The organism is Granulicella sibirica (assembly GCF_004115155.1).
In the GTDB taxonomy this organism is placed as follows: Bacteria; Acidobacteriota; Terriglobia; order Terriglobales; family Acidobacteriaceae; genus Edaphobacter; species Edaphobacter sibiricus.
The window spans coordinates 154,628-178,122 of the sequence record NZ_RDSM01000002.1 but is presented as its reverse complement, the minus strand read 5'-3'; the positions used below and the strand labels follow the sequence as shown (position 1 = coordinate 178,122).

General features: G+C 61.7%; 24 protein-coding genes. 10 read left to right on the top strand and 14 right to left on the bottom strand.

Translation table 11 applies throughout. The features are described from left to right. Nucleotides 1–117 precede the first annotated feature (117 nt). Both GRAN_RS11625 and GRAN_RS11620 read right to left on the bottom strand, forming a co-directional pair. Nucleotides 118–906 carry a tetratricopeptide repeat protein gene (locus tag GRAN_RS11625; RefSeq protein ID WP_128913222.1) on the bottom strand — a complete coding sequence of 263 codons (789 nt, stop codon included), beginning with the start codon at nucleotides 904–906 and terminating at the stop codon, nucleotides 118–120. Further along, entirely contained in the window at nucleotides 896–1,678 is a 783-nt protein-coding gene (locus tag GRAN_RS11620; protein ID WP_128913221.1) for a coiled-coil domain-containing protein, read from the bottom strand. The genes GRAN_RS11625 and GRAN_RS11620 overlap by 11 nt, the downstream gene beginning before the upstream one ends. Nucleotides 1,679–2,117: 439 nt before the next feature. Between GRAN_RS11620 and GRAN_RS11615 the strand changes: the two genes are divergently transcribed. Next, nucleotides 2,118–2,609, top strand: coding sequence for a hypothetical protein (locus tag GRAN_RS11615; RefSeq protein ID WP_128913220.1), 492 nt, complete (start codon nucleotides 2,118–2,120; stop codon nucleotides 2,607–2,609). Here GRAN_RS11615 and GRAN_RS11610 read toward each other — a convergent pair. From GRAN_RS11610 to trpE, 8 genes are all read right to left on the bottom strand, one after another. Then, nucleotides 2,606–3,871 carry a lactonase family protein gene (locus tag GRAN_RS11610; RefSeq protein WP_161570943.1) on the bottom strand — a complete coding sequence of 422 codons (1,266 nt, stop codon included), beginning with the start codon at nucleotides 3,869–3,871 and terminating at the stop codon, nucleotides 2,606–2,608. The genes GRAN_RS11615 and GRAN_RS11610 overlap by 4 nt on opposite strands. 42 nt (nucleotides 3,872–3,913) lie before the next feature. Then, nucleotides 3,914–4,402, bottom strand: a complete 489-nt coding sequence (locus tag GRAN_RS11605; RefSeq protein ID WP_128913218.1) for a hypothetical protein — start codon at nucleotides 4,400–4,402, stop codon at nucleotides 3,914–3,916. Nucleotides 4,403–4,442: 40 nt separating this feature from the next. Beyond that, nucleotides 4,443–4,982, bottom strand: coding sequence for an adenine phosphoribosyltransferase (locus tag GRAN_RS11600; protein WP_128913217.1), 540 nt, complete (start codon nucleotides 4,980–4,982; stop codon nucleotides 4,443–4,445). A gap of 6 nt (nucleotides 4,983–4,988) precedes the next feature. Continuing rightward, nucleotides 4,989–5,270, bottom strand: coding sequence for an acylphosphatase (locus tag GRAN_RS11595; protein WP_128913216.1), 282 nt, complete (start codon nucleotides 5,268–5,270; stop codon nucleotides 4,989–4,991). Nucleotides 5,271–5,273: 3 nt separating this feature from the next. After that, on the bottom strand, nucleotides 5,274–5,831 hold the full coding sequence (gene efp / locus GRAN_RS11590; RefSeq protein ID WP_128913215.1) for an elongation factor P: 558 nt from the start codon (nucleotides 5,829–5,831) through the stop codon (nucleotides 5,274–5,276). Between the two features lie 103 nt (nucleotides 5,832–5,934). Further along, on the bottom strand, nucleotides 5,935–6,849 hold the full coding sequence (locus GRAN_RS11585; protein WP_128913214.1) for a nuclease: 915 nt from the start codon (nucleotides 6,847–6,849) through the stop codon (nucleotides 5,935–5,937). Nucleotides 6,850–6,884: 35 nt separating this feature from the next. Further along, entirely contained in the window at nucleotides 6,885–7,493 is a 609-nt protein-coding gene (locus tag GRAN_RS11580) for an anthranilate synthase component II (protein WP_128913213.1), read from the bottom strand. A 14-nt stretch (nucleotides 7,494–7,507) separates the two neighbouring features. Then, nucleotides 7,508–9,031, bottom strand: coding sequence for an anthranilate synthase component I (trpE, locus tag GRAN_RS11575; protein ID WP_128913212.1), 1,524 nt, complete (start codon nucleotides 9,029–9,031; stop codon nucleotides 7,508–7,510). A gap of 193 nt (nucleotides 9,032–9,224) precedes the next feature. Here trpE and GRAN_RS11570 point away from each other — a divergent pair, with 193 nt between their 5' ends. Then, nucleotides 9,225–10,523: a Glu/Leu/Phe/Val family dehydrogenase gene (locus GRAN_RS11570; protein ID WP_128913211.1), complete on the top strand. Its 1,299-nt coding sequence runs from the start codon at nucleotides 9,225–9,227 to the stop codon at nucleotides 10,521–10,523. Between the two features lie 179 nt (nucleotides 10,524–10,702). Next, nucleotides 10,703–11,407 carry a CDP-diacylglycerol--glycerol-3-phosphate 3-phosphatidyltransferase gene (pgsA, locus tag GRAN_RS11565; RefSeq protein WP_128913210.1) on the top strand — a complete coding sequence of 235 codons (705 nt, stop codon included), beginning with the start codon at nucleotides 10,703–10,705 and terminating at the stop codon, nucleotides 11,405–11,407. Between the two features lie 46 nt (nucleotides 11,408–11,453). On the opposite strand, the gene GRAN_RS25495 is transcribed toward pgsA, so the two are convergent. Then, a complete protein-coding gene (locus tag GRAN_RS25495; RefSeq protein ID WP_161570942.1) occupies nucleotides 11,454–11,603 on the bottom strand; it encodes a hypothetical protein in 150 nt (49 codons plus the stop codon). A 146-nt stretch (nucleotides 11,604–11,749) separates the two neighbouring features. Between GRAN_RS25495 and GRAN_RS11560 the strand changes: the two genes are divergently transcribed. After that, entirely contained in the window at nucleotides 11,750–12,694 is a 945-nt protein-coding gene (locus GRAN_RS11560; RefSeq protein ID WP_128913209.1) for an NHL repeat-containing protein, read from the top strand. A gap of 94 nt (nucleotides 12,695–12,788) precedes the next feature. Here the strand turns inward: GRAN_RS11560 and GRAN_RS11555 are convergent, their stop codons facing one another. Continuing rightward, the gene (locus GRAN_RS11555; protein ID WP_206662757.1) at nucleotides 12,789–13,454 is read right to left on the bottom strand and encodes a leucine-rich repeat domain-containing protein; all 666 of its coding nucleotides are present in this window, start codon (nucleotides 13,452–13,454) and stop codon (nucleotides 12,789–12,791) included. A gap of 40 nt (nucleotides 13,455–13,494) precedes the next feature. Between GRAN_RS11555 and xseA the strand changes: the two genes are divergently transcribed. The 6 genes from xseA (at nucleotide 13,495) to GRAN_RS11525 (ending at nucleotide 21,401) form a co-directional block, all read left to right on the top strand. Continuing rightward, complete coding sequence (xseA, locus tag GRAN_RS11550; protein ID WP_128913208.1) at nucleotides 13,495–15,003, top strand: exodeoxyribonuclease VII large subunit; 1,509 nt, start codon at nucleotides 13,495–13,497, stop codon at nucleotides 15,001–15,003. Further along, nucleotides 15,000–16,337 carry a phosphoglucosamine mutase gene (gene glmM, locus GRAN_RS11545; RefSeq protein WP_128913207.1) on the top strand — a complete coding sequence of 446 codons (1,338 nt, stop codon included), beginning with the start codon at nucleotides 15,000–15,002 and terminating at the stop codon, nucleotides 16,335–16,337. Before xseA ends, glmM begins: the two co-directional genes overlap by 4 nt. Before the next feature lie 77 nt (nucleotides 16,338–16,414). Next, a complete protein-coding gene (locus tag GRAN_RS11540; RefSeq protein WP_128913206.1) occupies nucleotides 16,415–17,182 on the top strand; it encodes a PP2C family protein-serine/threonine phosphatase in 768 nt (255 codons plus the stop codon). Nucleotides 17,183–17,322: 140 nt separating this feature from the next. After that, nucleotides 17,323–18,906 (top strand): Dyp-type peroxidase, encoded by a 1,584-nt coding sequence (locus tag GRAN_RS11535; protein WP_128913205.1) that lies wholly within the window; start codon nucleotides 17,323–17,325, stop codon nucleotides 18,904–18,906. Nucleotides 18,907–19,112: 206 nt separating this feature from the next. Further along, on the top strand, nucleotides 19,113–19,499 hold the full coding sequence (locus tag GRAN_RS11530; RefSeq protein WP_128913204.1) for a VOC family protein: 387 nt from the start codon (nucleotides 19,113–19,115) through the stop codon (nucleotides 19,497–19,499). Nucleotides 19,500–19,580: 81 nt separating this feature from the next. Continuing rightward, nucleotides 19,581–21,401, top strand: coding sequence for a hypothetical protein (locus tag GRAN_RS11525; RefSeq protein WP_128913203.1), 1,821 nt, complete (start codon nucleotides 19,581–19,583; stop codon nucleotides 21,399–21,401). Between the two features lie 243 nt (nucleotides 21,402–21,644). Here GRAN_RS11525 and GRAN_RS11520 read toward each other — a convergent pair whose 3' ends face one another. Further along, nucleotides 21,645–22,346 (bottom strand): lipid-binding SYLF domain-containing protein, encoded by a 702-nt coding sequence (locus GRAN_RS11520; RefSeq protein WP_128913202.1) that lies wholly within the window; start codon nucleotides 22,344–22,346, stop codon nucleotides 21,645–21,647. Between the two features lie 135 nt (nucleotides 22,347–22,481). Next, complete coding sequence (locus GRAN_RS11515) at nucleotides 22,482–23,486, bottom strand: AraC family transcriptional regulator (protein WP_128913201.1); 1,005 nt, start codon at nucleotides 23,484–23,486, stop codon at nucleotides 22,482–22,484. Nucleotides 23,487–23,495: the final 9 nt, after the last annotated feature.

Sequence of the window (23,495 nt, the reverse complement as noted above, 5' to 3'; positions counted from 1 at the left end):
CTTCCAGGTTCCGGTAACGATAAAGGCAGTTCCATATCTGACGGCGAATGCGATGCTCTCGTGAGCGTGGGCACACAAGCTCATCACCCTCCCATCGTCCACATCCGGCATCCTTCTTTACGGATCCCGATACTCCCGCCGCTTGAGCTCGCGCACCGCCTGTTCATGCCCCTGCAGCGCCGCCTGCCGAATCCAGTGCCGCGATTGCGTGTAGTCGTTCTCCACGCCCTGCCCCGTCGCGTAAAGATGCCCAAGCTGAAACTGCGCCTCGGCATTGCCCCCCTCCGCCGCCTTCCGATACCACGACGCCGCCTGCGCATAACTCCGCGCAACCCCCAGCCCCATGTAGTACAGATCGGCCAGCTTCTGCTGCGCCTCGGCAAAGTCCTGCATCGCGGCCAGCCGATACCAGTGCGCCGCCTCGCCATTACTTTGCGGAACCCCTTCGCCCTTCCGGTACATCAGGCCGAGGTTGTACTGCGCCCATGCAAGGTTGCTATGAGCCGCCCGCTGGCACCACGCGAACGCCTCCGCGAAGTCGTTTGCCGCGTAGGAGCGGAAACTCAGGTTAGCTTGCGCATACGCATGCCCCTGCTCCGCTGCCCTGCGCTCCCACCTCGCTGCCTCGGCGCCATCCTGCGGCAGCCCCTTACCCTCGTCATACATCGTGCTGAGCAGATACTGCGCCTCCGCATGCCCCTGTTCCGCAGCCATCCGAAAGCCAGCCGCGGCCTCGGCGAAGTGACCTGCGTTGTAATCCATCACAGCCTGCCGGTAGTGCGGGTTCGAAGCCGCATTGGCCGCATCGCGACGTCCCCGCGCAATGATGCTCGAGCGATTGCCGCCGAGTGCCAGGGAAGCACCCGAGGGAATATGCTGCAGCCCGCCCTTCCCCCTATCGTCCATGCGCGCTGATCTGCCGGTCGATAAGCTCGAACCGCCGCCGCGCATCCGCGACCTGTTCGAGAAGGCTGGTGGCAAGCTCGGTAAGAAGATCGCGATGCTCTCGTGCCGCCGTCTCCGCATCAAGATGCAACTGGGCAATATCACCGGAAAGCAGCGCTGCGCGCTCCGCGTCGAGCGCCGCAATGTCCCGTTCAGCATGCCGTATCTGCCGTCCAATCCGCAGAACCTCCGCCGCCGCGCCCTCTCCGGCGATCGACGCATGGATCTCCCGGTGATCGTCCAGCAGACGCTGCAGCATCTCCGTATCGCCCCGGCTGTAAGCTTGGTTCGCACGAGCCATCAAGAGCGTAAAGTGCTTCAACTCCTCCTCGTCCCGCGCGAAGTCCGGGTGAATCCGCTTGGCGACATCACGAAACAGTGTCTTCAGACTCGGCGGAGGGTCGAACTCCTCGGCCTCGCGTGCCTCGCCGAAGGCTGCGTCGCGCGTCTCCTGCGCTCGCTGCCGCGTCTCCTCGGCCCGTCGCCGCGCCGATTCCGAGTCGTACAAAGCCACTTCTCGTTCCGCGATCCGCGCCTCGAGCTCGTCAAGCTCGGCATACAACACCCCCACCTGCCGGAGATAGCGCCCTTCGAACGTCTTGAGCTGCGCCCGTATCTGTGCAAGCTCTGCCTCGCGCTCCGCGAGCATCGTGCGAACAGCCGCAAGCTGCTCGCGCTTATCGAAAAGCGCGGCGGCGTCCGGGGTTTGCTGGAGGATGATCTCGGCTGGCATGCGGCGTTCCGTCAGAGGAACCTTCAGTCTATCGGAAGAGGTGCTGAACTAGGGAGAGGCCGGAGTCAGCACCGTTCCCAGGATCAAGACGCAGACCGGGAAAATCTTGTCAAGCCCCTGAATGGCCTAAGTCATTCAAAATAAAGAGAAAAGTCGGTGTCCTTTAAGTTATGGTGGCGCGCGTACAATTAAAACAAAGAAGAAAACCAAGGAGACATAACACACTCCGCCGCAAGGCAGGAGAGAGAAGCCGCGTCTATCAAACGCGCTAACCCTCCTGTTTACTAATATTTAGCCGTAACCCGCATGGCTGCAATGACTTACAGGCGATCACTGCCTGTAAGTCATTGCAGCCATTCGACTTATACGCGGGCAATGGGAAGGGGGGGGTGCCCCTCGAAACGTCGTTCAACCAGTTCGACCCAAGGGAGAAATCATCATGGTCTACACACTCTGCCGCCACATTCGCACCAACGGACGCCGCTGCCGCGCAGCCTCCCTCAACGAGAGCTCGTGGTGCTTCTTCCACAAGCGCCTCCACACCAGCCACCAGCGTTTCCGCCACACCGAAGCCACACGCGCCTATCTCATCCCAGGCCAGCATCTTGAGCTCGCGCCCATCGAAGACCGCGAGTCCGTCCAGCTTGCCCTCTCCATGGTCATCAACGCCTTAGCCGTAGGCCAGCTCGAAACCAAACGCGCCACCGCGCTCCTCTACGGCCTGCAGCTTGCCGGAATGAACGTCAACCGGCTCAACCCGCCACCCGCCGCCGAGGTCGTCCGCGGCATTACCGAGGAGCCCGAAGGTCTCATCCTCGCCGAACCCGAAACCCACGAACTCCCGACCCTCCAGCCCGTGGAAGAAAAGGACGAAGAGGACTTGGAGGATGAGGATTTCGAGGAGGGAGACGAGGAAGAATACTACGACTAAACGAACAAGGTGAACATCGGCGAATCGAGCGCCACCGTCTGGGTCGGACCCGTCAGCTTCCCCGTCCCGTCATCCAGCTTGAACACCGTCACCGAGCCAGAATCCTGGTTGCCGCAGATCAGCCAGTTCCCGCTCGGAGCGATCGTGAAGTGGCGCGGAGCCTTGCCGCCGCATGGGATCCGCTGCACCAGCTTCAGGTCCCCGCTCGTCTGGTCGATCGAGAACACCACCAGCGTGTCCTCGCCGCGGTTGCTCGCGTAGAGGAAGAACCCGTTCGGCGATATCTCCAGCTCCGCCGACGTGTTCTTCTCCACCGGAAATCCCGGCGCGAGCAGCTTCGTCGAGTTCTGCGTATCGACGAGAAGAGCCTGCGAGTCGCCGCCCTTGTGCGTCATCGTCCACAGAAACCGGTCGATCGTCGCATCGAGTTCGTTGATGCTGTAAACCCACCGCCTGTTCGGATGAAACACCGTGTGCCGCGGTCCCGATCCAGGATGATTGTTCGTAAACCGATGGGGCTCCATCTGCCCGATGTGCGCCGTCGCTGGATCGATTGGAAAAATGTCGATTGCATCGTCGCCCAGGTCATTGACAACCAGGAACCGGTTATCCGGAGAAAGCAGCGTCGAATGAGGATGCGGCGAAGACTGCCGCGAACTATTCGGACCATGCGGCCCAAAACGCGCAATCTCCTTCTCGAAGTCGAGCGTCTCCACCGGGTCGCTCAGCTTTCCATCCGGAAGAATCCGGAACGAAGCGATCGCTCCGCCCGCATAGTCCGCGACGAACACCGCCTCATCCGTCGAGTCGACCGAAATATAGCAAGGCCCGAGCGCACCCGCCGACACGCGATTCAAAGGCTCGAGCGCACCGGACTTGGGATCGATCAGGAAGCTGTTGACGCACGAAGTCGCCGCGTCGGTGCCTTCCGCGACCGAGTACAGGAGCCTCCTGCCGTTGCGAATCGGACCAAGCGCAAAGTATGCAGGACGTACCGTCGGAACCGCCAGCACAGGAGCCGTCAACATCCCCGTCGTCGCGTCGAATCGAGCCGAGTAAATGCCCTTGCTGACTCCGCGGTAAGTATCGGTCCCGAAATAGACCAGCGACGGAGCCGCCGGGGCCGGCTTCTTCTTCCGCAGGTGAAATTTCTGCAGCCTCTGCGCCTCCGCGATCGATCGAAAGCCCGCAAACACGGCTGGAAGCGAAACGAGAAGCTTGCGGCGAGATATCCAGTCGGTCGAATCGTTCGAAGTCGTCATCGTGCGGAGTTCTCCCCGGGAATTCCGCCACATGGCGGTGAGTCAGTTCGCAGTAGGAATATTGGAGGAAGGATGCGAAGGCATCGTCGCCGAAATCGGAGCCGCCACATTATCCGCAGGCAAACGCCCAAGCTGCGTCTCAGGCTGCACATCCTCGTTGATCACCGGAAGCGAAGGCAGATGATCCGTCCGCCCAACTTCCTTCACCACCGCCGCCGCGTGCTCGAGCACCTCATCCACGGTCATCGTATACATCTCGCGACCGTTGTCGTAACCCGACTCGATAATGCCCTTCAGATACCGTCCGGCAGTCTGCGCCGCCAGGTAATCGGTGATGACGTAGCCCGTCCGCCGCTTCTGCTCCACCCACGCCAGATTCGGCATGGCGATCCAGACTGGCTTTCCGTTGACCGAGAAGCGAATATCGGTCGCATCCGCATGCCGGGTGGCAATGGCAACCATGGTTGCCTTCCACATGCAGCGCAGGTATTCGCCCGTCCAGTGATCGGCTATCGTGAAGTCTTCATACATGGTTTCAGCTTAGTGGAGCAGAAGCGTCAGGGCAAGGAGGCTACTCGTCATAATGCAGTAAAGAAAACACATCGTACTCCTGCAGCTTCGAGCGCCCCTTCAGAAAGTCGAGTTCGATGGCGAATCCAAGCCCCGCGATCTCTCCGCCCAACTGCCGAACGAGCTGAACCGTCGCCTGCATCGTCCCCCCAGTCGCCAGCAGATCGTCGACCACGATCACCCGCTGACCAGGCTTGATCGCATCCAGGTGAATCTCCAGCGCGTCGGTCCCGTACTCGAGGTCGTAATTCACCCGAGCAACCGGCGCCGGCAGCTTCTTCGGCTTCCGCACCGGAACAAACCCGGCATTCAGCCGATAAGCCAAAGCCGGCCCAAAAATGAACCCGCGAGCCTCGATCCCAAGCACCAGGTCGACCTCTTTGCCGATGTAATACTGCGCGAACGCATCGATCAACTGCGCGAATCCGTTCTTGTCCTTCAGAAGCGTCGTGATGTCATAGAACAGGATTCCCGGCTTCGGGAAGTCAGGCACCGTCCGAATCAGTTCCTTCAGCGGCTCACAGTTAATCGGCATCGTCATCGTGTCCTACCAGGCTCCTTCAATCTCGAATGGACCAAGCTTCGCGCCTTCCGCGTCGACAAGGTCATGTTGCTCGATATGGTCCACGCGGCTCCCGCGCGAACCCTTCCGCAGCGAAGCCTCAAGCTCCGCCAGTTCGTCCGCCAGGCCCGCGGCCAGCACCTCGACCTCGCCCGAGTCCGTGTTCCGGACCCATCCGCGAAGGCCGATCTCAGCCGCCTCCCGCTGCACAAACCAGCGGAAACCGACTCCCTGCACCCGGCCGCGAACCATGTAATGACGAACCATCGCTTACGCGCGGCTCATGTAAGCGCCTTCAGCCGTATCGACACGGATCTTCTCGCCCTCGTTGATGAACGGAGGAACCTGCACGATCAAACCAGTCTCCGTCTTGGCCGGCTTGGTGACCGAAGAAGCAGTCGCCGACTTGATTCCAGGCTCCGTCTCCATCACGGTCATGATCACCGCGGTCGGAAGCTCGATACCGACAGCTTTTCCATCGTGGAAGCTCACGCTGATCGAGAGATTCGGCGTCAGGTATTCGACCGCATCGCCCAGAACCTCATGCTTCAGCATGGTCTGCTCGTAAGCCTCATCCATGAAGTAGTAATCGTCCCCATCGTTATAGAGGAACTCCATCTTGACCTCGTCCACGATGACCCGATCGATCGGATCCGGTGAACGGAAGCGCTCCGTGAACATGGACCCAGTCCGCACATTGCGCAGCTTTGCCTGGATGAACGCGCGAAGGTTGCCAGGAGTGCGATGCTCCACCGAAAACACCAGGTGAAGGTCATCCTTGTACTTGATAATCATGCCCGGGCGCATCTGCGTTGCGGGAATCGACATAGAAAAACCTCTAATCTCTTTTTGTATTGAGTTTGCGGCGTGCCCGCGAGCCAGTCGCCGAACCGCTCCACAACCCTACGATTGTAACGCAGCCCAACGGAAGCTAGTCCTTCGACCCACCACCGAACAACCGGCGGAAGAAGTGCCCGATCGCATGCCCAAATCCATGCTTCTCCTCCGGCTCAGCGGAAGCTGCAACAGGCTTAGCCGCCACCGGAGCAGGCTCAGCCGCCGCAGTTCCAGTCGCCGGAGCCTCGTACGTCAGCGAAGCCGCAACCTGCGCATGCACCTCTCCCGCAGGAGCCTGAGGAATCTCCGGTCCCGGAGCCAATCCCTCACTCTGCGCCGCCGGAAACGGGTGCTGCACCGCGGCCTGCGTCTGCGAGACCTTGCCATCGCCCGAAGGCGTCAACGAAGCCTCCGCAAGCGACATGGTCTTCGGAGGTTCTGGTGCAGGACATCCGCATGGCGAGGTCTCGTGATCCACGACCTCCCGCAGACTTCCATGCTCGAACAGCACATGCTGTCCGGCGTGCAGTTCATACGTCGCTTCGCCAAACGAGTCGGTGATTACCAGGGTAGGAGCCGAAGCTCCCCGATGCTCCACGCACGTGTCGCCATTTCGCGTAACCCGCAGGTAGAGATCGAGCGGACCTCCTGCCTTCACCGCGAACCGCAAATCCGGAGTCAGCACCGCATCGTTTGCGACAGAAGCCATCTTGACCTCGATCGCTCCACGATCCAGCGCCAACATCAGCGGCGCACCAGCCGAGCTCGAAGCCCCCGAAGAAAGGTGCAGTCCACTCGTCTGGCAAACCTTCACTGTCCCACCACGCTGGAGCGACACTTCCGCTGCATGATCCTTGGCCGTCACGCTGCTGCTTCCCACCAGCACCGCTCGCCCACCCGTGACCTCAAGCGATCCCGCAACAGTCGCGTCCTGCATGGCGACACTTCCGATCGGCTGCTGCGCCCAGGCGTTTCCCCCAACCAGCAAGACTCCACCAGCCAGAGCCAACCGACACTTCGCCACTCTCAGCGTGCAGGCCATCCTCAACCCTTCATCTTCAGGAAGTTCTCGATGATCGTCTTCCCATGCGTGGTCAGCACGCTCTCCGGATGAAACTGAACCCCTTCAATCGGAAGATCGCGGTGGCGAAGAGCCATAATGGTCTGCCCTGCCCCATCCGTTCCGGCAACGACGCGAGCCGAGATCTCAAGCTCCTCTGGAAAACCCTCCTCCGAAACGATCAGCGAATGGTACCGCGTGCATGTCATTGCCGAAGGAATCCCCGCGAAGATCGTCTCCCCATCATGCTCGATCTCGCTCGTCTTTCCATGCATCAGCTTCGGAGCCCGAATCACCTTGCCTCCGAACGCCGCACCGATCGCCTGGTGACCAAGGCAAACGCCAAGAATCGGAACCTTCGGCCCACCGTTCTCGCCAAGCGCAGCAAAATGCTTAATGAGGTCGATCGAAATCCCCGCGTCCTCTGGCGTGCATGGTCCCGGTGAAATCAGGATGCGATCCGGCTGCAATGCTTCAACCTCCGCGGGAGACATCTCATCGTTCCGCTTGATCACCATCTCCGCCCCAAGCTCGCCCATGTATTGCACGAGGTTATAGGTAAACGAATCGTAATTATCTAGAACAAAAACCATCCCATCTCCCTTGACTAACGCCCGCCGGACCTTGCCCGCTCGATCGCCCTCACCACAGCCTTTGCCTTATTCCCGCACTCCTCGAACTCGCTCTCCGGAATCGAGTCAGCCACAATTCCAGCACCAGCCTGAATGTGTCCCTGTTTGCCGTTCATGAACAAGGTACGAATCGCAATACACGAGTCCAGATTCCCGTTGAAGTCCGCATACAGAATGCTTCCGCCGTAAACACCTCGACGAGCCGGTTCGAGTTCCTCAATGACCTCCATCGCCCGGATCTTCGGAGCACCACTCAATGTTCCCGCAGGGAAGCACGCCCGAAACGCATCGACTGGCCCAAGCTCCTTCTTCAGCGTCCCCTCGACCGCGCTGACGAGGTGCATCACGTGACTGTATCGCTCCACAAACATCAGGTCTTTCACCCGCACCGAACCGAACTCACTCACACGTCCAACATCGTTTCGTCCGAGATCGACAAGCATGATGTGCTCGGCAACCTCCTTCTCGTCGGCCCGGAGATCCGCCTCGAGAGCCTGGTCTTCGGCCTCATTCTCCGACCGCTTGCGCGTCCCGGCTATCGGCCTGTACTCCACATGACGTCCGTGCACGCGCACGAGAAGCTCCGGAGAGCTGCCCACGATGTGAGCCTCGGACTTCTCCGCTCCATCCATCTCAAAGCGCAGGAAGTACATATAAGGAGATGGATTCACAATCCGCAACGCCCGATAGACCTCGAACGCGTCCACATCCGGCACGAGATCGAACCGTTGCGAGAGAACGCATTGGAAGACATCTCCCGAAGCGATGTACTCCTTCGCTGCAATCACTGACTTGAGGAACGCAGCCCTGGTCGTTCGGGGAACGATCTTCAGCTTGCCTAACTCCTTTGACCGCTTGCGCTTCGGTAGCTCCTGCGCCAGGCGCTTCTCCAGCCGGTTCAGCCTCTTGACCGAGCGCTCGTAAGCGCCTTCGCTCGCTTCCCGCTGAAAGTCGGCCGTAACCATCAGGTGAATCTCCTTCTTCACGTGGTCGAAGGCCAGCACCTGGTCGAAGAACATCAGGCACGCATCGGGCACGCCCAATTCGTCCTTCGCTAGCGACGGAAGCTTCTCGATCTGGCGAACGACATCGTAGGAGAAGAATCCAACTGCGCCGGCGGTAAACGGCGGCAAACCCGGCAGGCGCGCTGGAGTGTGGCCGTCGAGAGCCTTCTTGAGCTCGTCGAAGATGTCTCCCTCGAAAGTGCGCCGCTTCCGGCCTTCCTGAACGGTGATGCTGCGGCCGCGCGAGACCATCTTCTTATAGGGCTGAACGCCGATGAAGGTGTACCGTCCGACGCGTTCGCCGCCTTCGACGGACTCGAGGAGAAAGGCTTCCGGCTCTTCGGCCGCGATGCGGAGGAAGGCGGAGACGGGGGTTTCGAGGTCGGCGACGACCGTGCGATAGACCGGAACGAGCGAATGCACCTTGCTGAGCCGCGAAAACTCCTTCGCTGACGGAAACGAAACAGCCTGAGACGAACTGCGTGCAGCACACATCCCTCCATCATAGCCGTCCTTCCCGGTTGCCCACTGTAACGCGCGGGGCCTATACTCCGCAGGTTGGACCACAGACCGGTCTGGTCCGACGCGCACGCTTCCCCTGTGACTCCCGTGTCAATTCCGGGAGTAATTCACACCGCGGAGAGCCTGATGGCCGGAGAATCACTGATAAGTAGTCAAAGAGGACCCCATGTCGACCGCAATTCTTGATACACCTGTTCCAACCCACACGATCTCCCTTGAAGAGGAGACAAATCCCTGGCAGGCGCAGGCCGCTCGTTTCGACCTCGCCGCCCGTAAGCTCAGCCTTGATCCCGGCGTCTGGAAGGTGCTCCGTTACCCTTCGCGTGAACTCATCGTCCACATTCCGGTTGCAATGGATGATGGCTCGATCGAGGTGTTTACCGGGTATCGTGTGCAGCACTCGATCGCGCGTGGTCCGGCGAAGGGTGGGATTCGCTACTCGCCGGATGTGTCGCTGGACGAGGTTCGTGCGCTGGCTTCGTGGATGACGTGGAAATGCGCGGTCGTCAATATTCCGTTCGGCGGGGCGAAGGGCGGCGTGATCTGCGACCCGAAGACGATGTCGCAGGGCGAGTTGGAGAGGATGACGCGGCGCTATACGGCTGAGTTGATGGAGTTCATCGGACCGGAGAAAGACGTTCCTGCTCCTGATATGGGGACGAACGAGCAGACCATGGCGTGGATTATGGACACCTATTCCATGCACATGCGGCAGACGGTGACCTCGGTTGTGACCGGAAAGCCGGTGAATATCGGCGGTTCGCGTGGACGGCGCGAGGCTACGGGACGTGGAATCGCAGTGGTCTGCGATCAGGCTCTGAAGCACTTCGACCTTCCCGTGAAGGGTTGCAGGGTGATCGTTCAGGGTTTCGGCAATGTGGGCTCGAACGCGGCGAAGATCCTGTTCGACAAGGGTTACACGATCCTTGGCATTGCGGAATACGATGGCGCGGTTGCCAACCAGAATGGCTTGGATATCAACGCGCTCCTGTTGCATCGGCAGAAAGCTGGAACGATCAACGGGTTTGCTGGTGGAGATGCAGTCGATAAGGCGGAGCTTCTGACCTGGAATTGCGAGATCCTGATTCCGGCGGCGACCGAGAATGTGATTACGAGCCAGAATGCCGGTTCGCTGAACTGCAGGATTCTCTGCGAAGGGGCGAATGGGCCTACGACGATCGTTGCGGATGACATTCTCGAGGCGAAGGGCGTTTTTGTGATTCCCGACATTCTTGCCAATGCCGGGGGCGTGACGACGAGCTACTTCGAGTGGGTCCAGGACCGGATGGGTTACTTCTGGACCGAGGCAGAGGTGAACCAGAGGCTCGAGCGGATCATGATGGACAGCTTCGAGGATGTGCTCTCCTATGCGAAGTCCCACGCGGTGAACAACCGGATCGCCGCTTACATGCTGGCGATCGACCGGGTCGCCTATACAACCAAACAACGCGGCATCTACGCCTGATCGTCGTAACACCGCTCGTGCAGGAGGGGCAGCCGCGGGGCTGCCCTTTTTGGTGTTACGTGTGCTGTTCCTGCCTGAGCGCACCAGCATTCCCAACAAACATAACGCCGGTGTGACAGAATGCTGGTAACCGCCCTCTTTCCCGAAGCCTGAGACTGACCGGCGCGCCGAGCCCCGCGATGAATCTGCCCAACTCCATCACGATGAGCCGCATCGCCAGCGTGCCGCTGCTGATCTGGGTGATGTCTCCACTTGGTCTCCATACGCTCCAGACTCTGTTTCCGCCGACGCATCCCGGGGGACTGCTCGGGGGCGAACAGGAGATCGCGGCTTCCATCATCTTTATCATCGCGAGCATCACTGACGGGCTCGACGGGTATTTGGCGCGGAGGCGGAAGCAGATCACCACCATGGGGATGCTGCTCGATCCGCTGGCCGACAAGCTGATGGTGACGGCGGCGTACATCATTCTCGTCGCGTATAACCCGAGGATCGTTCCCCCCTGGATTGCTGTCGTGGTGATTGGGAGGGAGTTCCTGGTCTCCGGGCTGCGTTCGATCGCTTCCGCCGAAGGCTTCACGATCGAGGCGAGCGAGATCGGGAAACTCAAGACCGTCATTCAGATCGTCTCGGTGGTTGCCGCCATCCTCGCTCATCGTTGGGACTACTGGAACTGGGGCGGGTTTATCGTCGCCGTTCACTTTATTGCCGTGACCGCGATCTACTGGATGACGATCGTCTCGATCATCTCGGCGATCGACTACTTCGTCGGGTTCTGGAACAAGATAGATCATGCGAGCGACAAGCGGCGGACGCGGAGGTCGGCCGTGCTCAGCCGCCGGAAGCCTCCTGCGGCGGCAAAGGCCAATTCGCCGATCGCGTAGATCCTGTGGATCCCACATCTCGGAAGCAGGATGTAGGGCACGGAGCTCAGGCGATTGGAGCGCTGTGGAGTTTGTAGTCGGCCAGGCCGTTAGGGTCGATGCCGAGGGCGAGTTCCACGAGGTTGATCGACTCCCGTAGGAGCTTGATGTAACCGTCTTCGATCTCCATGCGGCCGACGAAAAGCTGGTGGATCATGCGGCCGGTTTTGCGGGATAGGGTGGTGAACTCGTATTCGCCGACGACGACGTCCAGAGTTTCGCGGACAATCTTGGCGGAATGAGCCGACTTTAGACCGTTTGCCCAAAAGGTGCGCGCGAGCGGATATGATCCGGAGACTGCTTATGCGTCTCTCGTTCCTCGCCTCTGCGCTGTTTCTATTGCCCTGCGTTTCTCTTAGCCAGGCTCCCGACGTGACGCTTGGGCGGCACGACTTTTTGTATGCCGGCGAATCGAAGGAGCGCAGGATCTTCCTCGTGCGTGGAGGCCAGGTTGTTTGGTCCTACGACGATCCTTCCGGACGTGGAGAGATCAGCGATGCGACGATGCTCTCGAATGGGAATATCCTCTTCGCGCACCAGTTCGCGGTGGAAGAGATAACCCAGGAGAAGAAGACGGTCTGGCGGTACGACGTTCCAGCCGGGCATGAGGTGCACACAGTTGTGCCGATCGGCCTGGACCGCGTGCTCTATATCCAGAATGGAAACCCGGCTTTGCTGCGAGTGGTGAATATTCGCAGCGGCGTGATGGAGAAGGAATCGGTTCTGAAGACGAAGAACCCGGATAGCGTGCATGGGCAGTTTCGGCATGCGCGTCTGACGGCGAACGGCACCCTGCTCGTGGCGCACATGGATCTCGACCGCGTGGTGGAGTACGACGTCGACGGAAATGAGCTTTGGAGCTTTCCCGGGACACACATCTGGGGAGTGACCCCGCTGGAGAATGGGAACGTGCTGGTCACGGACAGCCTTGGTGTTCGGGAGATTACGCGGCGAGGCGATGCGGCGTGGAGTTGGAAGCCGGGCGATACACCCGGAATTCACGTCGACAGTCTGCAACAGGCATGGCGCCTGCCGAATGGAAATACGGTCGTCAACAATTGGGTGAATGAGTGGAGCCAGAAGGTCCAGCCGGGCAGCCTGCAGGCTATCGAGTTGACTCCGGAGAAGCAGGTAGTTTGGGTGCTTCGTTCTTCCGCGGACGCCCCATATCTAGGACCAAGTACGACGCTGCAGTTCCTGGACAGTCCATCGCGTGCCGAGAACGTGCACTTCGGAGCGATTCGGTAGGGCTTTCGGAAGATGAAAGTTCTCAGTCCCCCATTCGTCTCGGCGATAGCCTTCACGCGGTGCATCAGTTCCTGCGGTAGCTTCTCAAGCCCCCTCACCGATACACCAGGCACCCACGCCCCTCCAATTCCTCCAGCCATCCAGGCCACTCCATCGTCCGTACCCACCGCAAGTCCACCTTCTCCAGCCGAGGCATCTCCAGCATCGTCCTCGGCAAAGAAATAAGCGGATTCCCCCGCAGATCAATTACCCTCAGCTCCGCTAAGTCCCCAATCTCCTCCGGAAGTGCCTCCAGCGCGTTATTCCGCAGATGTAGCTCCCGCAGCCGCCCCAATCCACCAATCGACCCCGGAATCTCTGCGATCCGGTTGTCCGCAATCCGTAGCTCCACCAGCCCACTCATCCCGCAGACCGCCTCCGGAAACCTCTCCATCAAATTCTCACTGACATTCAAATACCGCAGCGCCTTGAGGTTTGCCAGACTCTGCGGAAGTCCAGTAAACCGGTTGTCATGCAGATAAAGAAAGTCCCGCAGCCCCGAAACCTCCCCAATCTCCCCCGGCACCTCCGCCAGCAGGTTATGCCCAAGGTCGAGCATCCTTAGCTCCCGAAGTCCCCCGATCCTCCCCGACACCTCCGTCAGATCGTTATCCGCCAGCACCAGCGTCCGCAGCTCCACCCGCTCCCAGACCCAATCCGGAACCGTCCCAAGCCGCTTCTTCCATAGGTTCAAATCCACATCCACCGAGGCATCGTCCATGCGAACATCCTACGGGCCTGCCTGATAAACTCACCCCTATATGGCTGAGAACCAAGACTCCCCGCCGACTCTAGCCAGCCTCCGCCTCGGCCTCCGGGGAAAGCGCAGCCCCCGCCCCACCCAGGCCACCCTCGGCCTCCTCTTCACCGAACCGACCGCACCGCCACCCACCCCAAAACCCACCCCAGCCCCACCCCAGCCCATCAAGCCCGCAGCCCCCCACGTCTGGACCGTAGGAGCCCTCGTCTCCGAGGTCCGCCGCCAGGTCGAGTCCGCCCACACCGACGTCTGGGTAGCCGGCGAAATCTCAAACCTCCGCCCCGCCCCCTCCGGCCACCTCTACTTCACCCTCAAGGACGGCGAAGCCCAACTCCCCGTCGTCCTCTTCCGCCGCCAGGCCCAACTCCTCCGCTTCCGCCCCAAAGACGGCGACGAGATCCGCGCCCGCGGCCGCATCAGCATCTACGAGTCCCGAGGCCAGCTCCAGCTCATCGCCGAAACCCTCGAGCTCCGCGGCGCAGGCCTGCTCCAGGCAGCCTTCGAACGCCTCCGCGACCGCCTCAAAGCCGATGGCCTCTTCGACACCGCCCGCAAGCGCCCCCTGCCCGCATTCCCCAAGTGCATCGGTGTCATCACCTCCACCAGCGGAGCCGTCATCCGCGACATCGTGACGGTAGCCCGCCGCCGCCACGGCAAGGTCAACCTCCTCATCTACAACGCCACCATGCAGGGCCCGAACTGCCCGCCAACGGTCATCGCCGGCCTCCGCTGGTTCAACAAACATCCCGAACGCGCCGACCTCATCCTCATCGCACGAGGCGGAGGCTCCGCCGAGGACCTCGCCGGCTTCAACGACGAATCCCTCGCCCGCGCCATCGCCGCCTCAACGCTTCCCGTGGTCTCCGCCATCGGCCACGAAACCGACTTCACCATAGCCGACTTCGTCGCCGACCTCCGCGCCCCCACCCCATCCGCCGCCGCCGAGATCATCACCTCCGCCCAGCACCGCATCGAGGACCGCCTCGAAGCCCTCTCGCGCCGCGCCCTCCGCGCCATCCGCTACACCCTCATGCACGGGCGCCAACGCTACGCCCGCCTCTCCGCCGAGTCCGTCCTCAACCGCCTCCGCGACGCCGTCTCCCGCCGCGATCAGCGCATCGACGACCTCCGCTTCCGCCTTGAATCCGCCTCCGCCCGCCGCCTCCGCCAGCAACACCAGCGCCTCGCCGCCCTCGAATCCCGTCTCCACCGCCAGGACATCCGCCTCCGCCTCGCCGAAGCCCAGAGACGTCTCGCCGCCGCCAACGCCCGCCTCACCCGTATCTCGACGCAGCTCATCACCACCCGCCAGAACCGCCTCACAAGAGCAGAAGCCCGCCTCCAAGCCCTCTCGCCTCTCGCCGTTCTCAACCGCGGCTACGCCCTCGTATACTCGCCAGAAGGCAAGCTCCTGCGTAACGCGCACGATACAGAAACCGGCCAACCGATCCGCGCCCGTCTCGCCACCGGAAGCATCAGCGCGACCGTCACGGAGATCCTCCCCAGATGAAGAAACTCTTCGGCACCGACGGCATCCGCGCCGTCGCCGGCCAGCCCCCGCTCGATCCTGCCACCGTCCACGCCATCGGCCTCGCCCTCGCCAACTCCTTAGGCCCCAATCCCCGCATCCTCATGGGCCAGGACACCCGCGAGTCCAGCGACTGGATCGCCGCGACCCTCACCAGCGGCCTTACCTTGGGAGGCGCAACCGTCGAGAGCGCCGGCGTCATCACCACCCCCGCCGTCGCCTTCCTCACCCACACCCACGGCTTTTCGGCAGGCATCGTCATCTCCGCCTCCCACAATCCCTGGGAAGACAACGGCATCAAGCTCTTCGGCCCCGACGGCTACAAGCTCCCCGACGCCACCGAACTCAAGATCGAAGAAGAGATCTTCAAGCAACTGGCCCTCGCCCCCCAGACCCCCGAGCCCTCGAACCCACCCCCGGTGAATGAAGCCGACCGCGCCGAGTACGTCCAGTTCCTCTTATCCCTCGTCCCCGGCCTCTCGCTCGACAACAAGCGCATCGTCGTTGACTGCGCCAACGGAGCCGCCAGCGCCGTAGCCCCCCAGCTCTTCGCCGGCCTCGGCGGTGAGGTCATCATCACCCACGCCAGCCCCACCGGCCGCAACATCAACGAGCACTGCGGAGCCCTCCATCCCGACATCGTAGCCGCCGAAGTCGTCGCCCAAAAAGCCTCGATGGGCATCACCTTCGACGGCGACGCCGACCGAGCCCTCTTCGCCGACGAGCACGGCAACGTCGTCAACGGAGACGCCGTCCTCCTCCTCGCCGCCCGCGACCTCCAGGCCCGCAGCCTCCTCTCGAACTCGACCGTAGTCGCCACCACCATGTCGAACATGGGCCTCGAAGCCGCCCTCAAGCGCTCGCAGATCCGCATGCTCCGCGCTCCCGTAGGCGACAAGTACGTCCTCGAACAAATGCTCTCCACCGGAGCCTCCCTCGGCGGCGAACAATCCGGACACATCATCTTCTCCGGCAAATCCACCACCGGCGACGGCCTCCTCACCGCCCTCCTTCTCCTCGACATCCTCCACCGAGCCAACAAATCCCTCGCCGCACTCCTCACCGACCTCAAGGTCTTCCCCCAGGTCATCATCAACGTGAAGGTCCGCGAGAAGAAGCCGCTCGAACTCATCCCGACCGTGGTAGCCGCCATCGCCGAAGCCGAGCAGGCCCTCGCCGACACCGGCCGCGTCGTCATCCGCTACTCCGGCACCGAAGCCCTCGCCCGCGTCATGATCGAAGCCGAATCCGAGCCGCTCATGCGCCACCACGCCGAAGCCATCGCCCAGGCCATCCGCGCGGAGTTAGCCGTTTAGCCCGCAATTCACTGGCGTTCAAACAAGCCGCCTTGTAAGGTGAAGGCTCATCTTGCGTACGCACTTTGGAGCCTCTGATGCATGTCGGCGAATCCGGTGCTGGTGCCTCGACCAAGACACCAGCGCCCGTAACTCTTCCCACGGTAGAAGGCATCGACCTCCACGCGCAGCATCAAGCCGACAGCAGCGGCGGTGATTTCTTTGACGCCATCCGAATCGGCCAACGCATAGCCTTCCTCCTCACCGATATCGCCGGAACCCGCCAGCAAACCGACCCCATCGCCGCCGAAACGCAAGCCGCGTTCCACGCAAAAGCAACCGAGTTCTTCGGCGCACCCGACGCCAACCTGATGGACGGCAGCGCCCTCCTCGTCCAGTCCCTCAACCTCGCCCTCACCGCAGCCGGTAAGCAGATCCACTTCGCCCCCACCTTCATCGGCTGCTACGACCTCGACCTGGGCCTGCTCGCCTACATCAACGCCGGCGGCCAGACCGCCGCTCTCCGCGACAGTGAAGGAACGCGCCTCCTGCCCAACGTCGCCATGCCCCTCGGCCTCTTCACCCACCTTACCTACGAGCCCTCCATCCAGGCCCTTGAGCCCGGCGCGAAACTCCTCATCGTGACCAAGGGCGTCACCCAGACCATGCACCACGGCACCGAGTTCGGCGACGAGCGCGTCATTGAAATCCTCAAAGACTCCGGGGAGTCGTCGGCCGCAACTATCTGCCAAACCGTCCTCGAGAAAGCCCGCGCCTTCGAAGCCCTGTCCTGGACCAAGCGGCTCTTCAGCAAGAACGCGCAGCCCGAGGACATGACCGCCCTCGTCCTCGCGCGTAGCCGCTGAGACACTCCCCTCAAAAAAATCTGCATCACCCTGAAACGCTCAAGCCCTTCCCATCACCATCCCTGCAATGAAAGATCGAGTGCCCACGCGCACTCCGCGTAAGTCCCTTGGCTCGCATCTTGCAGTCGAAAGGCATCTTCATGCCCACCGTTCAGAATCCCATCGATCCCATCGCGATCGATCTTGACGAGATTCAAGGCAACATTCTCGCCGGCTTCAACAAGGATCATCAACGCTTCCTCTTCCTCCGCATCGATCACGTCGATACCGCGAAGGCATGGCTCCGCGCCCTTGTCCCGCAGATCTCGAAATCTACGGACGTCGCCGCCTTCAACAACGATTTCCGCGCCGCGCGCCGTCGCAATCGCGGCGAAGTCAACATGCCCAAGGCCTCCTGGATCAACATCGCCTTCACCTTTGCCGGCCTCAAAGCCCTGAACGCCTCCGGCATCAGTTCCTTCCCCGGCGAGTTCAAGCAGGGCATGGCCGCTCGCAAGTCCGTCATCGGCGACCTCCACCACAGCGACCCCAACCACTGGCAGGCACCCTTCCAGCAGCCTGAGCAACTCCATCTCGTCCTGCACCTCGCCGCAGACGACGCCACCGACCTTACCGCCGCCACCCTCAACGTCATGGACGGCCTCCCCACCAGCGGCCTCTCGCTCCTCTACGACCAGCTTGGCGAGACCCTCCCCGCCCCACTCACCGGCCACGAGCACTTCGGCTTCAAGGATGGCGTCTCCCAGCCCGGCATCAAGGGCTTCACCGCCTCCGCCGACACCAACCCCGGCCCGAACTCCGGCCACCAGGGCGTCCCCGGACAGGACCTCCTCTGGCCCGGCGAGTTCGTCCTCGGCTACCCCACCCAGGTTCCTACCCGCCCCGACCCATCGTTCGACGGCCCCAACCCCGCTCAGGGACCCATCAGCGCCAGCGGCCCCGCTTGGACCCGCAACGGCTCCTATCTCGTCTTCCGCAAGCTCCGCCAGGACGTCGCCGGCTTCATCAAGAGCGTCAATGCCAACGCGACCGCCCTCTCGATGCCGCCCGAGGTCTTCGGAGCCAAGATCGTCGGACGCTACGCCAGCGGATGCCCCATCCAGCACACCGCCTACGAGGGCTCCGATAACGGCTTCCCCGCAGACTTCGACGCCAGCACCGGCGATCCCTCCAACCTTCACCCCGAGATGCTCGACGCCAACCTCATCAACAACTTCGAGTACGGTGACGATCTCCGCGGCACCGGCGTCCCGCGCTCCGGCCACATCCGCAAGGCCTACCCGCGCGACGAGCAGTTCCTCAAGGCCGACGGCACCGTCGACCCTAACAGCGATCTCCACGAGAGCTTCACCCAGACCCACCGCCTCCTCCGCCGCGGCATCCCCTTCGGCCCCGCTTTCAAGCGCCCGAAGCACCCCGGCGACCCAATCACCGACGACGGCGTCGATCGCGGTCTGCTCTTCCTCTGCTACCAGAAGAGCATCAGCGACCAGTTCGAGTTCGTCCAGAAGTTCTGGATCAACGATCCCAACTTCCCCCAGAAGGGCGATGGCGTTGACCCCGTCATGTCACAAAGTACATCCGGTGCGATGAAGTGCCCCTTCCACAGCAAAAGCAGCACCGCCACCAACACAGTAACGCTCAACCACTTCGTCACCACCGAGGGCGGCGAGTACTTCTTCCAGCCCTCGATCTCCGCCCTTCAATCTTTGGCAGCAGAATAACGCCGCCACCCAAGTCTCCGAGCACCCCACGCGAGCCCTGCTTCGCGTGGGGCTTTTTTTCTTGGAATTTAGCAGCAACAACGAACGCGGGTGCCCAGGTCTCGCCCTTGAGACCTGGCCATCGGAACAGGACAATCGTCTCAGCATCAGCACGAACTAGGTCGTGTCCCCGATATCATCGGTCCCAACGTCAAGCGGGAGCCTCCATGCCCATCCATCTCGCCCCATTCCTCTCCGTCCGGAACAGCGAAGCCGCCCTCGCCTTTTACAAACTAGCCTTCGCCGCCGAAGAGATCTTCGCCTTCCATGACGAAAGCAAAGGCGAAGTCATCGCCCACCTCTCCCTCGGCGACTCCTCCTTCTGGCTCTCGGAAGAATCACCCGAATACCAGAACTACAGCCCCGAAACCCTAAACGGCAGCACAACCCGCATGATCATCACCACGGAAGATCCCGACGCCGTCTTCAACCGCGCCATCGCCGCCGGAGCCACCTCCATCTGTCCCGTCCGCGACGAGTCCTACGGCTGGCGCATCGGCCGCCTCGCCGACCCCTTCGGCCACCACTGGGAGGTTGGCCGGCCCCCGGGTTAGAACCCACCGTCCCGTATACTCTGGACAACCAAGACGACCAGCACAAGCAACCCACACTGACTTCCGCCAGAGGCCCCGGTTTTGCCACAAACCAAAGACATCCCAACCCATCCCGGAACCCGCCACACCCTCCGCTTTCAGGTCCTCGCAATCGCCGCATGCCTCGTCCTCGGCGCCCTCATGATCCTCAACACCCAGATGGGCGGCGAGGGCATGTGGTTCTGGTACGCCACCGTCTTCCATCACGGCGCAAAGCTCTACTCCGGCCTCCACATCGTCCTCCAGCCCCTCTATCTGCTCGAGACCAACGCCTGGATGACCCTCTTCGGCGTCAAGTCCTTCGCCTACGAGACCCCCTCCATCCTCCACTGCCTCGCCCTCGCCATCGGCATCCTCCTCATCCTCCGCGAGTGCACCTGGCCCGACTGGCAGAAGGCCATCTTTCTCCTCGGCACCTTCGTCATCATCATCGACGGCCACTCCTACCGCTTCGACGACTACCACGTCGTCGCCGAAGAGATCATCCTCTTCGCCCTCCTCTTCATGCTCTACCTGGCCAGGGCGCTCGAACCCCGCCGCCAGCTCATCGACTCCGCCGCCCTCGGCATCCTCTCCGGTCTAGCCGTCACCACCCGCCTCACCGACGGCGCTGCCCTGCTCGTCGCGACCGCCATCATCATTCCCTTCCTCACCCGGGGCAAAAAACTTCCCGCTCTCGCCGTCTACTTCATCGCCGCCGCCCTCACCCTCCTCTTCATCGTCTCCCTCACCGGCGACACCTTCTCCGCCTATCTCAGCAACAGCCTCATCCACGCCGCAGGCAGTAAGGGAGGCACCGGAAGCATCCTCGCCGCTCCCTTCGCCATGTTCGTCAACACCATCAAGCTTGCCTACAATCTCCGCCGCCGCATGACCTTCGACATCACCGTCCTGTTCGTCATCGGCTATCTCATCCAGCGCTTCTGGAAGCCCGCCGTCCCCTACATCACCCTCATCCAGCTAACCCTCGCAACCCTCATCTTTTACCGCGACCCGCAGGGCATCCAGGATGGCGAACTCATCGTCCTCCTCGTCCTCTACCTGACTCCCCTCATGTATCTCCTCGCCCCGCTGGTCGCCGCACGCTTCGCCATCGCCCGCGCCAGCCACACCCCCTGGGACCCACGCGAAGCCATCGTCCTTCTCCCCCTCGCCGAGTGGGCCTCCTACTCCGCCGGAGCGGCCGCCGAGCCCGTCACCAACTACTACGCCCCCGTCTCGCTCCTGCTTCTCCTCATCCCTACCATTCAGCCCTTCCGCCGCCTCCCCATCTGGGTTCGCTACTCGATCATCACCGTCATGGCGATGGCCGCCTTCTCCGGCATCAGTTCCAAGTACAAAACTCCTTACTACTGGCAGAACTACCGCACCACCCGCATGTTCGAGCGCCGCGTCTGGTACACCCACCCCACCTACGGCACGCTCTACATCGACTCGGACCTCCTGAACTTCTCCCAGATGGTCTGCAAAGACATCGGAGCCGTCCCCGGCCAACCCGGCCCCGAACTCCTCTCCATCCCCTACCCCTACCCAAACTACTTCTGCAACACGCCTCCCTGGCACAACTACGTCCAGACCTTCTTCGACACCAGCCCGCGCGCCACCATCGAGCGCCTGATGCAGGAGCTCGACACCGCGCCACCCCAGTACATCGTCTACCAGCGCCAGCTCAAGATCATGAAGGGATCCGAACACCTCTACAACCACGACAGGCCCTGGGCCCAGCGCGACCTCGACACCATGATCATGAACAAGCTCGCCACCGGCCAATGGCAGCTCCTCGACAAGAGCCTCTACATCTCCCGCCCCCCCGTCACCAACGACCCAGACGCCGCCTGGTACATCATCCGCACCCACCCCTGACCCACCAGCCGTCCATGATCCTTCCCGAACGGTCGCCACGATCGCCGGGTGCCCCATCTTCGCCGACAGCAGTACCGTCGGCTAGGGTGGGAGCGTAAAGAGTCAACTAGCCGCGCCGTTGCCCTTTGGTTGTCATTCCCGAAGGGAATCTGCGTTTCGCTTCCCCCACAAAAAACCCCCCGACCAATCCCAAACAAGGGGACCAATCGGGGGACCATCCACTACGTCTAACTCACCAGAAAACTACTTAGCCTTATGAGCCCGTCCCTTACGGAACAACTCATTCACCGTCCGCACAAAGTGCGCCGCGACCGCGGGAGTAGGCTCACCCCCGTTCAGCACCTTCTCGAACGAAACATCATGTCCATAAAGCGCGCCCGTGTCCTTCACGTTCTGGTTCACTTCATCGCCCTGCAGATCGATACCCGCGAACAATCCCTTGTTCCGCGAGTAGGTCAGGAACTCGGCATTCGCCAGTTCTGTCGTCGAAGCCTGCGCGCTGCGCCCAACCGGACCGCCCGCCACCGAAGCATCTCCACCAAGCTTGACCTTGTCCTTCAGAAGGTGTTCGACGCTCTGGTGCGTCCGCCCGATCAGCACCAGGTCCGTCGACTGCCCGCCGATCTGGAAGCCGAAGCTTGCTCCAGCCATCTGCACAAATACCGGAGCGCTCCAACCATGGCCTGTCCGGCAGGTCGCCACGCCCTGGCCATACTCGCCGCCGAAGATAAAGGCACCCTTCTTGAAGCTCGGAATCACGATCACGCACTGCGCCGAAGCAGCGATGTCGAGCGGGATACCCTTATCCGGTGTAGCCATCAGCTCATGCAGAATAGCGTGTGACGCGTTGATGCGTTGAACCAGTTTTTCCGGCGCCTGTGCCTGCGCCATAGGTGCGGCGAGAACACTGACGGCGACAACAGCAGAGGCAATAAAGTTACGCATGATGCTCCTTTAGTTTTCGTTCCATTCCAGTCCATAGGAGACACTTAGCTACTCATGTGTTGTCCGGCGGATATTGGAGCCTTGCGAATTATTCCCAGGCCGCGCCAGTCTTGGTGCCAAATCCGATCAGGAGACTCAAGGAGTCGCCGCCCGGTGCGTCTCCCGCCAGTTACTCGGAGTAACTCCCTCCCACACCCGGAACGCTCTCCCAAACGAGTTCGGATCCTCGAACCCTAGCAGGTAAGCCGTCTCGTTCAACTCCAGCCCCGAGTTGCCGAGATAATACCGCGCCATCTGGTGACGGGCCTCATCCAGTACCCGTTGATAACTCGACCCCGACTCCTGCAACCGCCGTTGCAGCGTACGCGGACTCAAATGCAGCGCATCCGACACCACATCGATCGACGGCCGCCGCCCCGTTAACCGATCCTGAACCGCCGACCGCACCAGCTCCAGAAAGCTGTCTTCCTCCCTGTACTGCTTTAGCTGCTCCTCAAACTGCGGAGCCAGCAGATCCAGCAGCTCAGCATTCCTGGTCACAAACGGTGCCGTCGCATCGGCAGCCCGAAAGACGATCACATTCCGCGCCGCGCCATCCACCACCTCACAGCCCAGCGTCCGCCCAATCGCTCTTAGCTGGGGGCGAGCATGAACATACTCCGCCCGCACCGGCTTCAACCCGGTTCCCGTCCCATGCCGCGCGATCGTCAGCATCCACGAGAAGCAATAATCCGTCAGCGCCTGCGGCTCCCCATCCACCGCAAGCAGCCAGCGAAAGCCGACGCTGAACTCCTCGCCCTTGATCCCCGAAAGAATCTCCTCTGGAGCCGTCAGCTTCTTGTAGCGGGCCATGTGCTCCACCGCCGCCTTGAAGTTCGGCGTCGACAGCGCCGCAATCGCCATCGGATGAAACCGCCCCGTCTTCGTCTCAACCCCCAGCTTCAGCCCGATCAGCGGGTCCGCGCTCACCCCTTCAATCGCCCTCCACAACGCAAAAAGCTCATCCGTCGTCACCAGCACCCGCACCTGCTCAAACAGATCCCGCGGAAGACCCGCTCGCCGCAGCACCGCCGAAACCGGCACGTCAAGCTCCGCCATCCTGATCGCGAGCCGTCCCGGAACACGAAAATGCTTCACCATGCCAGTTCC

What these genes read in the sequence shown, in the direction of transcription:
- GRAN_RS11600 (WP_128913217.1), bottom strand. Translation starts at nt 4,982, where the DNA reads ATGACGATGCCGATTAACTGTGAGCCGCTGAAGGAACTGATTCGGACG.
- GRAN_RS11560 (WP_128913209.1), top strand. Translation starts at nt 11,750, where the DNA reads ATGCGTCTCTCGTTCCTCGCCTCTGCGCTGTTTCTATTGCCCTGCGTT.
- GRAN_RS11530 (WP_128913204.1), top strand. Translation starts at nt 19,113, where the DNA reads ATGCCCATCCATCTCGCCCCATTCCTCTCCGTCCGGAACAGCGAAGCC.
- GRAN_RS11555 (WP_206662757.1), bottom strand. Translation starts at nt 13,454, where the DNA reads ATGGACGATGCCTCGGTGGATGTGGATTTGAACCTATGGAAGAAGCGG.
- GRAN_RS11570 (WP_128913211.1), top strand. Translation starts at nt 9,225, where the DNA reads ATGTCGACCGCAATTCTTGATACACCTGTTCCAACCCACACGATCTCC.
- efp (WP_128913215.1), bottom strand. Translation starts at nt 5,831, where the DNA reads ATGTCGATTCCCGCAACGCAGATGCGCCCGGGCATGATTATCAAGTAC.
- GRAN_RS11620 (WP_128913221.1), bottom strand. Translation starts at nt 1,678, where the DNA reads ATGCCAGCCGAGATCATCCTCCAGCAAACCCCGGACGCCGCCGCGCTT.
- GRAN_RS11515 (WP_128913201.1), bottom strand. Translation starts at nt 23,486, where the DNA reads ATGGTGAAGCATTTTCGTGTTCCGGGACGGCTCGCGATCAGGATGGCG.
- xseA (WP_128913208.1), top strand. Translation starts at nt 13,495, where the DNA reads ATGGCTGAGAACCAAGACTCCCCGCCGACTCTAGCCAGCCTCCGCCTC.
- GRAN_RS25495 (WP_161570942.1), bottom strand. Translation starts at nt 11,603, where the DNA reads ATGATCCACCAGCTTTTCGTCGGCCGCATGGAGATCGAAGACGGTTAC.
- glmM (WP_128913207.1), top strand. Translation starts at nt 15,000, where the DNA reads ATGAAGAAACTCTTCGGCACCGACGGCATCCGCGCCGTCGCCGGCCAG.
- trpE (WP_128913212.1), bottom strand. Translation starts at nt 9,031, where the DNA reads ATGTGTGCTGCACGCAGTTCGTCTCAGGCTGTTTCGTTTCCGTCAGCG.
- GRAN_RS11540 (WP_128913206.1), top strand. Translation starts at nt 16,415, where the DNA reads ATGCATGTCGGCGAATCCGGTGCTGGTGCCTCGACCAAGACACCAGCG.
- GRAN_RS11610 (WP_161570943.1), bottom strand. Translation starts at nt 3,871, where the DNA reads ATGACGACTTCGAACGATTCGACCGACTGGATATCTCGCCGCAAGCTT.
- GRAN_RS11520 (WP_128913202.1), bottom strand. Translation starts at nt 22,346, where the DNA reads ATGCGTAACTTTATTGCCTCTGCTGTTGTCGCCGTCAGTGTTCTCGCC.
- pgsA (WP_128913210.1), top strand. Translation starts at nt 10,703, where the DNA reads ATGAATCTGCCCAACTCCATCACGATGAGCCGCATCGCCAGCGTGCCG.
- GRAN_RS11615 (WP_128913220.1), top strand. Translation starts at nt 2,118, where the DNA reads ATGGTCTACACACTCTGCCGCCACATTCGCACCAACGGACGCCGCTGC.
- GRAN_RS11595 (WP_128913216.1), bottom strand. Translation starts at nt 5,270, where the DNA reads ATGGTTCGTCATTACATGGTTCGCGGCCGGGTGCAGGGAGTCGGTTTC.
- GRAN_RS11605 (WP_128913218.1), bottom strand. Translation starts at nt 4,402, where the DNA reads ATGTATGAAGACTTCACGATAGCCGATCACTGGACGGGCGAATACCTG.
- GRAN_RS11625 (WP_128913222.1), bottom strand. Translation starts at nt 906, where the DNA reads ATGGACGATAGGGGGAAGGGCGGGCTGCAGCATATTCCCTCGGGTGCT.
- GRAN_RS11535 (WP_128913205.1), top strand. Translation starts at nt 17,323, where the DNA reads ATGCCCACCGTTCAGAATCCCATCGATCCCATCGCGATCGATCTTGAC.
- GRAN_RS11580 (WP_128913213.1), bottom strand. Translation starts at nt 7,493, where the DNA reads ATGGTTTTTGTTCTAGATAATTACGATTCGTTTACCTATAACCTCGTG.